This window comes from Comamonas sp. 14P8.1.4 (assembly GCF_057799285.1).
Window position 1 is genome coordinate 295,014 of record NZ_JBYOKN010000001.1, and the last position, 12,742, is coordinate 307,755.

General features: G+C 61.7%; 11 protein-coding genes. 5 read left to right on the forward strand and 6 right to left on the reverse strand.

The annotated features are described in order from the left end of the window. Position 1: 1 nt before the first annotated feature. Positions 2-1,405 (reverse strand): 2-oxoadipate dioxygenase/decarboxylase HglS, encoded by a 1,404-nt coding sequence (gene hglS, locus AC27VO_RS01390; RefSeq protein WP_488664915.1) that lies wholly within the window; start codon positions 1,403-1,405, stop codon positions 2-4. A 204-nt stretch (positions 1,406-1,609) separates the two neighbouring features. On the opposite strand from hglS, the gene AC27VO_RS01395 reads away from it, so the two are divergent. Next, on the forward strand, positions 1,610-2,560 hold the full coding sequence (locus tag AC27VO_RS01395; RefSeq protein WP_488664916.1) for a LysR family transcriptional regulator: 951 nt from the start codon (positions 1,610-1,612) through the stop codon (positions 2,558-2,560). Between the two features lie 6 nt (positions 2,561-2,566). On the opposite strand, the gene AC27VO_RS01400 is transcribed toward AC27VO_RS01395, so the two are convergent. The 3 genes from AC27VO_RS01400 to AC27VO_RS01410 all read right to left on the reverse strand — a co-directional run bounded on the left by AC27VO_RS01400 (position 2,567) and on the right by AC27VO_RS01410 (position 5,704). After that, a complete protein-coding gene (locus AC27VO_RS01400; protein WP_488664917.1) occupies positions 2,567-3,535 on the reverse strand; it encodes a Bug family tripartite tricarboxylate transporter substrate binding protein in 969 nt (322 codons plus the stop codon). Positions 3,536-3,732: 197 nt separating this feature from the next. Further along, a complete protein-coding gene (locus tag AC27VO_RS01405; RefSeq protein WP_488664918.1) occupies positions 3,733-4,629 on the reverse strand; it encodes a transporter substrate-binding domain-containing protein in 897 nt (298 codons plus the stop codon). A 190-nt stretch (positions 4,630-4,819) separates the two neighbouring features. Beyond that, entirely contained in the window at positions 4,820-5,704 is an 885-nt protein-coding gene (locus AC27VO_RS01410; RefSeq protein ID WP_488664919.1) for a hypothetical protein, read from the reverse strand. A 657-nt stretch (positions 5,705-6,361) separates the two neighbouring features. Between AC27VO_RS01410 and AC27VO_RS01415 the strand changes: the two genes are divergently transcribed. From AC27VO_RS01415 to AC27VO_RS01430, 4 genes are all read left to right on the forward strand, one after another. Next, entirely contained in the window at positions 6,362-7,027 is a 666-nt protein-coding gene (locus tag AC27VO_RS01415) for a DUF2760 domain-containing protein (protein WP_488664920.1), read from the forward strand. 3 nt (positions 7,028-7,030) lie between these two features. Then, positions 7,031-8,992: an Hsp70 family protein gene (locus AC27VO_RS01420; protein ID WP_488664921.1), complete on the forward strand. Its 1,962-nt coding sequence runs from the start codon at positions 7,031-7,033 to the stop codon at positions 8,990-8,992. Positions 8,993-9,443: 451 nt separating this feature from the next. Beyond that, positions 9,444-9,716, forward strand: coding sequence for a hypothetical protein (locus tag AC27VO_RS01425; RefSeq protein ID WP_488664922.1), 273 nt, complete (start codon positions 9,444-9,446; stop codon positions 9,714-9,716). Then, entirely contained in the window at positions 9,716-10,021 is a 306-nt protein-coding gene (locus tag AC27VO_RS01430) for a hypothetical protein (RefSeq protein WP_488664923.1), read from the forward strand. The genes AC27VO_RS01425 and AC27VO_RS01430 overlap by 1 nt, the downstream gene beginning before the upstream one ends. An 805-nt stretch (positions 10,022-10,826) precedes the next feature. On the opposite strand, the gene AC27VO_RS01435 is transcribed toward AC27VO_RS01430, so the two are convergent. Together AC27VO_RS01435 and AC27VO_RS01440 are read right to left on the reverse strand one after the other, a co-directional pair. Beyond that, positions 10,827-11,930: a calcium:cation antiporter gene (locus AC27VO_RS01435; protein WP_488664924.1), complete on the reverse strand. Its 1,104-nt coding sequence runs from the start codon at positions 11,928-11,930 to the stop codon at positions 10,827-10,829. A gap of 177 nt (positions 11,931-12,107) precedes the next feature. Then, positions 12,108-12,575, reverse strand: coding sequence for a carboxymuconolactone decarboxylase family protein (locus AC27VO_RS01440; protein WP_488664925.1), 468 nt, complete (start codon positions 12,573-12,575; stop codon positions 12,108-12,110). Positions 12,576-12,742: the final 167 nt, after the last annotated feature.

Consider the following 12,742-nt stretch of genomic DNA (forward strand, 5'->3'; position numbering starts at 1 on the left):
ATCAGGCGGTCAAATGCTGCCAAGCGGCATGCACTTGCTCTATCGAACGCTGCTGTGCCTGGGCGTACAGCGCAATCTCGTCATGCACCTGGGCGCCCAGCGCCGCTTCAAACACTTGCTGTGCGGCATTGGCTTGGTAGTGCTTTTGCTCGTCGCCACCCAGGTTGGACTGGAAGATGCCTGCAGCGCTGACGGGCAAGAAGTCTTCGTAGGTGATGGGCTCGGCGTGCACCATTCCTTGCGCAATCAAGGCTTCCCAGTCCGCCGTGGTGTGTGGCGCCTGCGCGGGCGCGGCGGCATTGGCGGGCACGCTGTAGCGGTAAAAAGCCAGGCCTTGGCTGCGCAGCGCTGCGTGAGTGTCTGGGAATTGCGCAAACGCCTGCTCCAGGCGTGTGCCGTAATCTGCGGCGGCACTGCCTGCGCTGCCCATGCTGCGCACTTCGGCCAGCAGTGCGTCATACAGGGCACGGCCCTGGTGGGTCAGGGCTACGCCGCGCTGCTCAATCTCGCCGAAGCGGGCCGTATGCGCGCCGTTGCTGTCGCCTTGGGCATCGGTAAAGCGGATGGCTTCCTTGAGGGCTTTGAAGCTGGTTTGGCGCAGCAAGATCGGGCATTGGCGGCGTGGCGGGCCTTCCACCACATCCTTGGCATCCATGCCGTGGGTGGGCATGCCGGCCTGCGCCGCGTCAATATCCAGTGTGCGGGGCGTCAGGTGGTTGATGTGCGGGCCTTTGAAGCACACCACATCCGCCACCAGGCGGTGGGCTTTTTGCAGCGCATCGTAGGTGGCCGCATCCACGGTGGCATCGCTGTGCCAGCGGAAAGTCTCCAGCGCTTCCTGCACAAAAGCGCTGGCGTCCGCATCGTTCAGGCCGCCTTGTGCTTCGGACTGTGCAATCAGTGCCAGTGCACGCGGGGTGAAGATATTGCGGCGCGCCAGGATGTCGCTGGCTTGCTGGCGCAGGGCGGGGTCGGCAATCAGCTCCAGGCGGAGCAGCGAGGTGAAGACGCGAAACGGGTTGGCCCGCAGTGCTGCATCGCTGACCGGGCGAAAGGCGGTGGAGTGCACGGGCACCCCTGCGACCGACAGGTCGTAGTAGCCCACCGGTTCCATGCCCATCACGGCAAACAAACGGCGCAGCGTGCTCAGCTCCAGCTCGGTGCCCACGCGGATGGCGCCGTGGCGCTCAATGTCCAGGCGCTCCAGCTCGCCGGTGCGTGCCATCTGGGCGTGCAAGCTGGCATCTGCTTGCAGTGTTTGCTGGTTCACCTCGGCTACCAGGGTCACCAGGCTGCCGTATTGCGGCACTTCGGTGCGGTACATCTCCGACATGGCGCGTGAAAACCGGGTGCGAATTTCATCGCTGGAGACAAAGGCGGATGTGGGGTGATGCGTTGCGCTCATGAGTGACCAGGCCGTAAAACAGAGAAAAACAGGGCGATCAATGTGCAGTGATCGTATTAGTACGCATGGATGCAGCCCCAATTCCGAGGCATGGTGGTGCAGGCGTTGACTTTGGTCAAACGATAATCTGGTGCCGATGTCATGCAAACTAGGAATGACCTCGGATTCCTTCATGTTTGCAAGCACTTGGGTGCTTGGGTTTTTATGCAGCTCTCCCGACGTTTCCTGCCTCCCATGTCCTTGCTGTGCGCTTTTGAGGCCTCGGCACGGCTTCAGAGCTTTACGGCCGCAGCCGCTGAGCTGCACCTCACGCAAAGCGCGGTGAGCCGCCAGATTCGTGCGTTGGAAGACCGCTTGGGGATTGATTTGTTTGTGCGGGAGCGCCAGACCGTGCGCCTGAGCCCCGCAGGCCAGGCTTATGCCCAAGAAATTCGGGGGGCGTTGATGCGCATCTCGAATGCCACCTTGGGCCTGCGTACCAACCCGCAAGGCGGCAGCCTGAATCTGGCGATCTTGCCCACGCTGGGTACGCGCTGGTTGGCACCACGACTGCCCGAGTTCTTCAGCGAGCATCCGGGCATCACCATCAACCTCACCACGCGCTTGTCGCAGTTTGACTTTCAGCTGGAGGCGGTCGATGCAGGCATCCACTTTGGACTGCCCCATTGGCCCGGCGCGGAGCTGGCATTTTTGATGAGCGAAACCGTGGTGCCTGCCTGCAGCCCCGCCATGTGGGCGCAGCACCAGTTTGCCCAGCCGCAGGATTTGTTGCGCGCGCCGCTGCTGCATCTGGCATCGCGCCCCGATGCCTGGCAGCGCTGGTTTGAACACCAGGGCCACCACACGGCAGAGGTGCCCGGCATGCTGTTTGACCAGTTTGCGACGGCGGCGCAGGCCGCAACGTCCGGTGTAGGCGTTGCTCTGCTGCCGTCATTCCTGATAGAGCGGGAGCTGGCCAGCGGCGAGCTGGTGCGTGCGCTGCCGCAGCTGCCCGAGATGGAAAGCGCCGAGCGCTATTACCTGGCGTGGCCTACCAGCCGCAGCACCTACCCGCCCTTGCAGGCATTTCGCGCATGGCTGCAGGCGTCGGCCAGCAGTTTCATGGCGCGGCATGTGCAAGGCCATGCCGCAGTGGCTGCTGACCACGTGGAGTGATCCGCGTTACAAGCGAATGTCCGCCTTTTGAATGATGGCGGCATTGCTGGCGCTTTCGGTACGCAACACTTGCGCAAACGTGGCCTGGTCTTGCTGCAGCGCAATATTGTCCGTGGCTTTGAAAATGGCCTGAATGTCGGGGGTCTGCACCAGCGTTTGTACCAGTGCATTGATTTTGTCGACAACGCTGGCGGGGGTGCCTGCTGGGGCCATAAAGCCGAACAGCGAGGTGAGGTTGGCTTGGGGAACTCCCAGTTCGGCCAAGGTGGGGATGTCAGGATGGCTGGGCGCACGCTGCGGGCCGGTGGTGGCCAGCACGCGCAGCTTGCCTTGATCCACCAGGCTGTTGATGGTGGCAAAGGGGTTGCCCAGCATCAGTTCAAAATGTCCACCGACCGCATCGCTCACGATCTGCCCCACCCCACGGTAAGGCACATGGGTAAACAACAGGCCGGTTTGGGCCTGCAACTGTTCCACCATGATGTGGCCGACAGAACCCATGCCCGATGTCGCAATGCGCACACTGCCGGGCTTGGCTTTGGCTTGCTGCAGCAGGTCGTTCCAGTTTTTGCCGGTGAAGCTGCTGGTGGCCAGCACATACACGGGCGAATACATCATGGGGGCAACCGCCACCACATCCTGGAAGGGCTGGTAGGGCAGCTTCATCAAGTGGGGCGACAAGGTGAGTGGGCTGATCGCGCTCAGCGCCAGCGTGTAGCCATCAGGTGCGGCCTTGGCCACATCAGCCATGCCCAGGGTGCCGCCAGCGCCGCCTTTGTTTTCCACAAAAAAACTCTGGCCCAGCGATTGCCCCATCTTTTCCACCAGCTTGCGGCCCACGCTGTCGGTCACGCCGCCCGCTGCATAGGGGATCACCACGCGAACAGGTTTTTGGGGCCAAGCGTTCTGGGCCCAGGCCCGGGGGAGGCCCAGTGCCAGGGCACTGGTGCACAGGAAGTGTCGGCGATGCATCATGGTGATCTCAAACAGGTGGTGCTGCGCCCTGGCACAGAGGCATCCTGCACGGCGTATCCGTTGCAGGGCTGTGTATCAGGCGTTGCAGGGTGGGGAATAAAAAAGCAGGAAAGCGCAGCCACCGCATTGGAGGGTGGCTGCTGGTGGGGGCATGCCGCCACGGAGGGCGGATGGGCGCTGCGCCCGCGGGGAAGGCGTTACAGGCTGTAGGCTTCCAGCGGCTTGTCGTTGGGGGCTTGCAGCAGCTGCTTGAGCGTGTCGCCCATGGGCAGGCTCAAAGACATGTTCTTGGGCGGGATGGGTTGCACAAACCACTTGTCATAAATCTGGGCCACTTCGCCAGACTTCATCATGCTCACCAGCGCATCGTCCACCGCTTTTTTGAAGTTGGGGTCATCCTTGCGGAACAGCAGCGCAATCGGCTCAGAGCCCAGCACTTCGCCCACGATTTTGTAGCCCTTGGGATCTTTGGAGTTGGCAATCACGCCGGCGAGCAAGTTGTCATCCAGCACAAAGGCTTCGGCGCGGCCGGCCTCCAGCATCATGAAGCTTTCGAAGTGGTCTTTGCCCAGCTGGGTGGGCAGATTCACACTGTTGTCTTTGGCAAATTTGCGCAGCAACTGCACGGCCGTGGTGCCTGCCGATGCGGCAACGGTTTTGCCATCGAGCTGTTTGAAGGAAGTAATGGGCGAGTCTGCACGCACGGCCATGCGCACTTCACTCACATACGTGGTCACGGCAAACGACACCTGTTTCTGGCGGGTGAGGTTGTTGGTCGTGGGGCCGCAGCCCACATCGACCGTCCCGTTCTGCACCAGCGGCAAGGTGTTTTGTGCCGTCATCGCCATGTATTCAATCTTGGCCTGGGGCGCGATTTGCGCCAGAACCTTCTCGCACAGCTCAACGTGGTAGCCCACAAACTGGTGGTTGGAGCCCAGGGCGTAGGCCATGGGCGCCGAGCTTTCGCGCACACCGATGGTGACCTTGCCTTGTTGCTGAATCTTTTCGAGCGTGCTGCCGGTTTGGGCGTGTGCGCTGAATGCAGAGACCAATGCCGCGCAGGCGATGCCCCAGTGGGCGGAAAACTTCGTCATACCAAACTCCTTCGTGGTGTTTCAAGCAATCTGCATGCCAGGCATGGCAGATGCCGCTGTCGTCAAGGACTTGCATCAACTATCTGGTAATTGGCGACGCAGGCATAACGATGAAACGGAAGGAGGTCATGCGGGTGGTGTATGACCTGGGGCTGACCCTAGGCGAAGAGCCCTCCTCTTTGGCGCCCGGTCAGGTGAGGTGGAACCGCGCTGCGGCAGGCTCTTCCCACCAGCCACTGGCCAGCCCTTGCGGCTTGCGCAGCGCGCGCACCCAGGCGCAGTCGGGCCAGGCTTCTTTTTGCACATTCATGCCGGCAAACACGCCATAGCCGTCCCCGGCCACGATGTCGCCTTCGGCTTGCATGCTCTCGCCCGCGCGGATGCTGCAGGTGGCGCGAATGTCGCCCAGCGCCTTGATGCCCCAGCCCGCCTGAATGTGGTTGCCGCCATGCAGGCTGTCCTGGGTGGCAATGCCCTGGCCCACATCCAGCAGACCTTGCACGTAGATGGTGCCGCCTGCACGCACGCCCTTGGCGCATTGCAAGCGACCTTGCACGTCGATCGACTGGCCCACCACGGCTTCACCTTGGAGGGTGACATTGCCCGCGCAGCGCAGCTCCCAGCCTGCACGCACATGCGCGGCGCGGATATCGCCGGGCACATCCACGCTCCACGCGGCCTTGATGTCGCCGCCCGCTTGCAGGGACTGCGCAAAAATCGCGCCGCCGCTGTGAATGTCCTGCCCCACTTCCAGCGTGCCGGCACGAATGCCTGCACCGGCCTGCAGGCTGCGCCCCACCAGCAATTGCCCCGGCACGCGCACCTCCCCGTGCACGATCAGCGTGCCGGCAAACACAAAGTGGTCGGCCTCCAGGTGATCCAGCTCCAGCACGGCGTGGGTGCTGCCAAAGTTTTCCAGCAGCCAGCGTGCGTCTTCCACGCGGCCGGCGGCCACCTGGGTGTCCATAGCAGCCTGGTAGTCACCGCCGCCCAGGTTGTTGCGCACAAACCAGCGATAGCCCATGGCACAAGGGTTTTTGCCGCGTAAAAAAGTCTGGGTCAGTTCCATGTCCATGGGTCAAGCTCATCGGTTCCGGGGTGTGAAACGGACACGTGGCTGGGGCCTGACTGCCAATGCAGACGTGGTTGGGCCAGGGTGCGCACATGCCCTTGCTGGGTGCAAGAGGTGAAGGCCGTGCGGAGGGGTGAAGCTGTGTGGTCTTACGCCTTCCGCACGGCGGCGGAAAGCATGGCCGTAACGCCACTGAGGCTGACAAAGGCCGAAGGCACGCCATGGCTTTGCGCCTGCTGGCTACGCAACACGCGGGCACAGGCCTGCGGCGCCGCTGCCAAAGCAGTGCAGCGCAGACAAGCAGCAGTCGGTGCGAGCGTGGGGTGCATGGAGAGTGCAGAAATGCGGGGGGGGGGGCGAAAGCCCTGGCAGGCAGGGTTGTCAGCCCGCAATTATCGCGGGCAGCGCAATCTGGCACGGCGCAGTGCGACATTCCAGCGGCGCCAGCGCCGTTGCTAACCCGCCTTGGGCGGGATTCCTTGCCGCAGTGCAAGGCATAGGGCTTTGGGTAACATCGCTCCTCCTGCGGGCGCGCGCCTGCTAATTACTGGGGTGTGATGTGCTTGCACCGCCCCGCGCGCGCCACGCGCCTTTTTTGTCGCTTGCGCCCCTTGCCCGTTGTTGCCGGGCTGGCGCTGGCAGGTCTTTTGAGACAGTCGCATGACCCCCAATACCCCGCCCTCCTTCCTGAGCCGCATCGCCATTGCCATCGGCAGCTTCTTTGCAATTTTGGGCAATGGCCGCTTGGCCGCAGACGTTGTCCGCGTGCGCAATGGTGAAGCCCTGGCCGCTGACGTGGCCCCCCAAGAAATCCGCGTCGAAGTACCCGTCGAGAAGATCGTCGAAGTGCGCGTGGAAGTGCCGGTAGAGAAGATCGTCGAGAAAACGGTCGAAAAGCGCATCGAAGTGCCGGTGGAAAAACTGGTCGAAAAGACCATTGAAGTCCCCACCCAGACGGCAGCCCTGCAATTGCTGGGCTTGCTGCAGCGGGAAGCGCGCTTTGTGGACTTCATCCAGGAAGACGTCGCCCCCTATACCGATGCCGAAATTGGCGCCGCCTGCCGCGTGGTGCACGAAGGCTGCCGCAAGGTGCTGCGCGAGCACCTGGCCATTGCCCCCGTGTTCAACGACGTGGAAGGCGCACGCGTGACCGTGCCTGAGGGCTTTGATGCCGCAGCCGTGCGCCTGACGGGCAACGTGGTCGGACAGGCCCCGTTCACCGGCACGCTCTCCCACCGTGGCTGGCAAGTCACCGAGGTGAAGCTGCCCCAGCTGACCGATGTGCAAGCTGCCAAGGTCATCGCCCAGGCGGAAGTGGAGCTGTAAACCATGAGTGTGTTTGCCTCCATCGCCCAGTCGGGCAGCGCTGCTGCATCGGCGGCACCGATCACCAATTCTGTAGCTGCCAGCGTATATTCCACACGGGCTACAGGCCAAAATGGTGTGCAATTTAGCATCGGCATTGACCTGGGCACCACCCACTGCGCGCTGTCGTATGTGGACAAGACCGCCAGCGACGGCGAAACCGTCGCGCAGGGCGTGCTGGCCATTCCCCAGCTGACGGCCCCCGCCAGCGTCGAGGCCAAGCCCCTGTTGCCCTCGTTCCTGTACTTGCCGCATGACAGCGAGCTGACCGCTGCTGAGCGCAGCTTGCCTGGCCAGGCCCCCCAAGACTTTGTCACCGGCGAATTCGCCCGCAGCCGTGGCGCGGCCACGCCCATCCGCTTGGTCTCCAGCGCCAAAAGCTGGCTGTGCCACCCCGGTGTGGATCGCCGCAGCCCCTTGCTGCCTGCCGATGCCCCGGCCGAAGTGGCGCGCATCTCGCCGTTGACCGCCTCCATCCGCTACCTGGAGCACCTGCGTGGCGCGTGGGAGCAAGCCCACCCCGAGGCACCGTTTGCCCAGCAAGACATCACCGTCACCATCCCCGCATCGTTCGACCCCGCTGCGCGCGAGCTGACGGCCGAAGCCTGCCGCGCGGCAGGTTTCCAGAACCTCACGCTGCTGGAAGAACCCCAGGCTGCGCTGTACAGCTGGATTCAGGCCAGCGGCGGCGCCTGGCGCAAACAGGTCAAGCACGGTGACATCATCTTGGTGGTGGACGTGGGCGGCGGCACGACCGACCTCTCGCTGATCGCCGTGCTGGAGCGCGATGGCAATCTGGAGCTGCAGCGCATTGCCGTGGGCGAGCACATCCTGCTCGGCGGCGACAACATGGACCTGGCCCTAGCCTACGGCGTCGCCCGCAAGCTGGCCGCCGAAGGCAAGCAGCTGGACGCCTGGCAAACCCGCGCCTTGTCGCACGGCTGCCGTGCGGCGAAGGAGCAGTTGCTGGCCGACGCCGCACTGCAATCCGTGCCCGTGGTCGTGCCCAGCCGGGGCAGCCAGCTCATCGGTGGGTCGATTCGCACCGAAGTCACGCGCGATGAAGTACTGACCATGCTGGTCGAAGGTTTCTTCCCCAAGGTTGCCGTCAGCGCCAAACCCCAAACCCGCGCCCGTGGTGCACTCACGCAGCTGGGCCTGCCCTACGCGCAAGACGCAGCGGTTACGCGCCATCTGGCCGCCTTCCTGAGTCGCCAGGTCAACGCGCTCGACAGCATTGACGGCCTGCAAGGCCAGCAAGAAGCCGGCTCCACCTTCCTGCACCCCACGGCCATCCTGTTCAACGGCGGCGTGCTCAAGGCCCCGCAAATCGAGCAGCGCATTGTGGAAGTCATCAACGGCTGGTTGGACGAAGAAGCCTGCGAACCCGCCCGCCTGCTCGACGGCGCCAACCTCGACCTGGCCGTGGCCCGTGGCGCGGCCTACTTTGGTCACATCACCGCGTCGGGCCGTGGCATGCGCATCCGCGGTGGCACGGCGCAGTCCTACTACATCGGCGTGGAAAGCAATATGCCCGCCATTCCCGGCATGGAGCCGCCCATCTCTGCCCTGTGTCTGGCCCCGTTCGGTATGGAAGAAGGCACCGAAGTGGCGCTGCCCGACATGGAGCTGGGCCTGGTCGTCGGCGAGCCCGTGCGCCTGCGCTTTTTTGGCTCATCCGTGCGCCGCGCGGATGGGGTCGGCACCATGTTGGACTTCTGGTCGCCCGAAGAGCTGGTGGAGTTGCAGGAGATTGAACTGAACCTGCCCGCTGCGGGCCGGGGTGCTGGTGAGGTCGTGCCTGTCACCTTGCAAGCCCGCGTGACCGACATTGGGACGCTGGAGTTGAATGCTGTTCCGGTTGGAGGAACTGACCGCTGGAAGGTGGAATTCGATGTGCGTGCGGAGACTGTGGACGAGGCTTAAGCGGCCTCATCGCTCCAGCTTTTGAAAAGTTCTTTGCAAAGCCCGCATCGCGTTGTTGATGTGGGCTTTTTTGTTTATGGGTGTTTTTGGCTTTTAGCGCTTATGTAGCTTGCGCTGGTAGCTATGGTTTGTGGTTCTTTTTTGCGTCTGCGGTGTGTTTGTGGGCAGAGGCCGGTTCGTCGCACCGGCGGGCGAGTAACTTTCTTGTCCGCGACAAGAAAGTTACCAAAGAAGCGCGTCTGCCGACGGCTATCCGGCGGAACTCACTGCGCTCCTGCGTCGCTACGTTCAAACAGCCGCCGGAAATATGAAGGACATCCCGAAGTAGGGCGCGACGTTTGCGCGCGCGTGGACTTTGGCAAGCGGTTAGTAGTTTTTAAGGCTGCTTACGACCCTAAACAGTCTCTTTAGATTTATGCAAACGATTCTTATTTGCACATAAAATCATTGAATGACTTTATCTTCATCTTCGGATCAACGCTTTATCAAATCTTGGATTGGTCTTGGCCTCGGACTGCTTTTTGCAGCCCTAAACATTGCGTCGTTTATCGATTCGCGTGAGTTGCACAGTGTCTTTGGTGCACTCGCATTTTTGAGCTTTACCACCCCTTGGAGCCAGCTGACGTCATTTAAAGAACCTTCACCTATGACACCTGTCGCAACGGTGATGACATACGCTGCTTTAGCGCTTCTCACAATTTCTATGTTTCTGCGATTTTTCTAATGAAGCATATGAACTCAAAACCAAAAACAAATAGCTTGGTTAAGTCTTGGATTGGCCTTCTCTTTGCACTCGCTATCTCGGCTATAAGCGCGTATTTGTGGCTTGCAGATCAAAATCAACGTTACATGTTGGTTAGTATTGGTTTTCTGCTCTGGGCCTATCCTTGGAGCCAAACTTCCCCACCTATCAGCAAGTTTTTCGCCAAAGAGTCTGCCTCCCGTAAACCTTTGGCGAAAGCGCTAACAACCATGGGCTGGGGACTTCACATCACTTCTGTGATTGCCCCTTTCAGCCCAAAATTTTGATAGGCCACTTCTGGCAGAAAGCAGAAGTAGTAGCAAGTGGTGAGCTGTGCCACTTAATTTGGAGCCTGCAAAAGGACCTTCCTGTACAACGCTGCGCAAAAGTAGGCAAGGTGTTCCTGGTCTCAGCCCCTTCTACCCGTGCCGAGGCGCACAGCCGCAGACGGAAACAGCCAGACGCGCTGTTTGAGCCTGCGAAGCAGGCGAGTTTGCGGCTGGCCCGGCTGGGGCGAGCACCGCAGGTTGCCCGGAGCAGAGCGGAGGGACACGGGTAGAGGTGTGCACTTCTTTTGCTTACTTTTCTTGTGCAAGCAAGAAAAGTAAGTCGCCGCCGCGCGACCAGCGGCCAGCAAAACGTCAAACAAATAATCAAAGCGAAATAAGGTTCTAACGCTTATGCAGTAAGCGCAAGCAGCTCATATTTCCTGAAAAGAAATTCCCAGCCAAGCACGGCGGTCCTGCATCAACCCCTTCTAACCGTGCCGAGGCACACAGCCCCAGACGGAAACAGCCAGGCGCGCTGTTTAAGCCTGCAAAGCGGGCGATTTTGCGGCTGGCCCGGCTGGCCTGATAGGTCGGGCACCGCAGGTTGCTCGGAGTGCAGCGGAGGGACGCGGGTAGCAGGGTCGCCTTTTCTTTGCTTACTTTCCTTTGGTGAAGCAAAAGAAGTAAGTAGCCGCCGCGCGATAAGCGGCCTCAGAAAGTAAAAAACACAGCGGCTTCTGAATTTCAAAAAGAATAAAAACAAAATGAGCTGCTAGCGCTTATGTAGCAAGCGCTAGCAGCTCATTTATTTGAAGAACTTTGCCTACGGCACAAAACTAAAAAACAAATACACCACAAACAACACCACATGCACGATGCCGGGCTGCAGCGTGGTGTTGCCCGTGCGCAGCGTCAGTGCCACAGTGAACAGCGACAGCACCAGCAGGGCGGTGGAGCTGGCGTCCAGCCCCAGTTGCAGCGGCCAGCCCATATAGATGCCCAGCAGGGCCACGACCGGAATGGTCAGGCCAATGCTGGCAATGGCCGAGCCAATGGCCAGGTTCAGGCTGGACTGCAGGCGGTTGGCGGAGGCGTTGCGCATGGCGGCGCCAAATTCGGGCAGCAGCACGATGGCGGCGATGATGATGCCCAGTGTGGTGGCGGGCGCGCCCCAGCGGCCCAGCAGGGCTTCGAGCGTGGGGGAGATGGATTTGGCGCTGAGCACCACAGCCACCAGCGAGAGCAGCAGCAGCGCCACGCTGAACAGGGCGGTGCGGGTGCTGGGCGCGGCGGTGGCTGCGTCGGCAGGGGTTTCGCCTGCGACGGGGATGGGCATGAAGTAGTCGCGGTGGCCCATGGTCTGGAACAGGGTGAAGGCCACAAACAGCACCAGCGTGGCGACGGCCACAAACAAGAGCTGGGGGTTGGTGTAGCTGCCGTCGGTGGTGCTGCTGGTGTAGTTGGGCAGCAGCAGCGCCAGTACGATGATGACGGTCATGGTGCACAGCGCATCGGTCATGCCTTCCACGTGGAATTGCTGCACGCGGTGTTTGCGCCCGCCGACGATCAGGCTCAGGCCGATGATGCCGTTCAGGATGATCATGATGGCCGCAAAAATGGTGTCGCGCGGCAGGCTCAGGGCCTCCAGGGGGTCGCCTGAGAGCATCATCGAGACGATCAGCGCCACTTCAATGGTGGTGACAGACAGGGCCAGCACCAGCGTGCCAAAGGGCTCGCCGACCTTCAGCGCAATGACTTCGGCGTGGTGCACGGCGCTGACCACACCGCCCAGCAGGCCGGCGCACAGCAGCAGCACCAGCCCGGGCATGCCAGGCATTAGCAGGCTGAGCCCCAGAATGAGCCAGCTGGCCAAGGGCACGGCCCAGGTCCATAGAGGGTTGTAGGGGCCGGTGGGGGTGGTGGTCATACGAGTCCTTGGAGTAACTCGTACATCGTGTTTCAGTTGTCGGTGCCGCGCTGTCTGACATTCGCCTGCCCCCCCCTGTAGGCGGTGGTGCGGCGCAGGGGCTGCGGTATCACCATAAAAATAGCGCGCAAGGCTTATGTATCAACCGCTGCGTGCTATTTTTATGAAGTGCTCAGATCAGCCCTGTGCGGCTGCCGCGCTGACGGCCTGTGGCACGTTGCGAAAGCTGATGGCCATGCGGTTGTAGGCATTCATCAGGCCAATGGCAATCGTCAGGTCAGCGGCTTGCTTTTCATCGAATGCGCTGCGCAAGGTGGCGTAGACATCATCGGGCACACCGGTGGTGGCAACCAGGGTGACGGATTCGGCCCAGGCCAGTGCAGCACGTTCCTGGGCGGTGAACAGGGCACCACCCTCGCGCCAGGCCTGCACGAGGGCGAGCTTCTCGATCGCCACACCGTGCTGCAACAGGCTGCGGGTGTGCATGTCCAGGCAGAAGGCGCAGTTGTTGATTTGTGAGACGCGCAGGTACACCAGCTCGACCAGCTGGGCGGGCAGGCCGCTTTGTACAACGTAGCTGTAGACACCGCCCAGGGCTTTGGCGCCAGCGGGGGCAATGTGGTTGTAGTCAAGGCGTGCGGTCATGGGGAATGCTTTCTTTGTCTAAGGCGCGCGCGGCGTAGGCCGGGCAGCAAAGCACCGATTACAGCCGCCGCGCGCATGGGCTGCAAGGTCAGGGGGCATCCACCACGCCGCCAGTGTGCGCTTGGTGCATGGGGCTGGCGGCTGGCGGCTGGCGCGTGTGGCGATTG

Bases quoted from the DNA above. Each gene is read 5' to 3' on its own strand.
- hglS (WP_488664915.1), bottom strand. From the start codon at position 1,405: ATGAGCGCAACGCATCACCCCACATCCGCCTTTGTCTCCAGCGATGAA.
- AC27VO_RS01395 (WP_488664916.1), top strand. From the start codon at position 1,610: ATGCAGCTCTCCCGACGTTTCCTGCCTCCCATGTCCTTGCTGTGCGCT.
- AC27VO_RS01400 (WP_488664917.1), bottom strand. From the start codon at position 3,535: ATGATGCATCGCCGACACTTCCTGTGCACCAGTGCCCTGGCACTGGGC.
- AC27VO_RS01405 (WP_488664918.1), bottom strand. From the start codon at position 4,629: ATGACGAAGTTTTCCGCCCACTGGGGCATCGCCTGCGCGGCATTGGTC.
- AC27VO_RS01410 (WP_488664919.1), bottom strand. From the start codon at position 5,704: ATGGACATGGAACTGACCCAGACTTTTTTACGCGGCAAAAACCCTTGT.
- AC27VO_RS01415 (WP_488664920.1), top strand. From the start codon at position 6,362: ATGACCCCCAATACCCCGCCCTCCTTCCTGAGCCGCATCGCCATTGCC.
- AC27VO_RS01420 (WP_488664921.1), top strand. From the start codon at position 7,031: ATGAGTGTGTTTGCCTCCATCGCCCAGTCGGGCAGCGCTGCTGCATCG.
- AC27VO_RS01425 (WP_488664922.1), top strand. From the start codon at position 9,444: ATGACTTTATCTTCATCTTCGGATCAACGCTTTATCAAATCTTGGATT.
- AC27VO_RS01430 (WP_488664923.1), top strand. From the start codon at position 9,716: ATGAAGCATATGAACTCAAAACCAAAAACAAATAGCTTGGTTAAGTCT.
- AC27VO_RS01435 (WP_488664924.1), bottom strand. From the start codon at position 11,930: ATGACCACCACCCCCACCGGCCCCTACAACCCTCTATGGACCTGGGCC.
- AC27VO_RS01440 (WP_488664925.1), bottom strand. From the start codon at position 12,575: ATGACCGCACGCCTTGACTACAACCACATTGCCCCCGCTGGCGCCAAA.